Source organism: Jatrophihabitans lederbergiae, from assembly GCF_031845305.1.
Taxonomy (GTDB): domain Bacteria; phylum Actinomycetota; class Actinomycetes; order Mycobacteriales; family Jatrophihabitantaceae; genus Jatrophihabitans_A; species Jatrophihabitans_A lederbergiae.
Genome location: NZ_JAVREH010000214.1, coordinates 1 through 556 on the forward strand (window position 1 = coordinate 1; position 556 = coordinate 556).

The window sequence follows — 556 nt, forward strand, 5'->3', positions numbered from 1 at the left end:
AGCGACAGTCGGGCCAGCAGCAACAGATAGGACGCCCCGCGGGACTTGCTTGAGCCGGATGCGGTGAAAGTCGCACGTCCGGTTCTGAGGGGGCGGCGGCGCAGCAATGCGTCGCCGCTACCCGACCAACTTTCTCATAGGTCATCGTCGTTGTCCGCTGCCTTCGATGAGCCGAGTCTCGTGTCGGCTGGCGGGCTGGTTCCGGTGCTGGCGTTGGCCGATCGGGTCGGGTTGCGCCGCCTGGGCGATGAGCATCTGACGGTGCCGGGTGACAAGGGCGCGCACGCCGGGGCGAAGGTCGCCGCGCTGGTCGCAGGCATGGTGGCCGGGGCGGACAGCATCGAGGACATGAATGTGCTGCGCCACGCAGGGATGGGCCGGCTGTTCACCGGTCTCTACGCGCCCTCGACGCTGGGCTCGTTCCTGCGCGCCTTCACCTATGGAACGCAAATGGTTATTGCTTGACACTGCCTCCTTGGCGGACCGGTTGGTCCTGGTGGACGGGGCTCGTCTGCGCTTGGGCGTGCGTTGTGGGGCGGCGGTGGCGTCGGCGGGT

Annotated in this window: 1 pseudogene; it reads left to right on the plus strand. The window is 67.8% G+C overall.

The window, feature by feature from the left end:
• Positions 1 to 84 precede the first annotated feature (84 nt).
• Positions 85 to 444 (plus strand): annotated as a pseudogene (locus tag RM423_RS25040) (IS1380 family transposase); the annotation flags it as partial.
• Between the last annotated feature and the right edge of the window lie 112 nt (positions 445 to 556).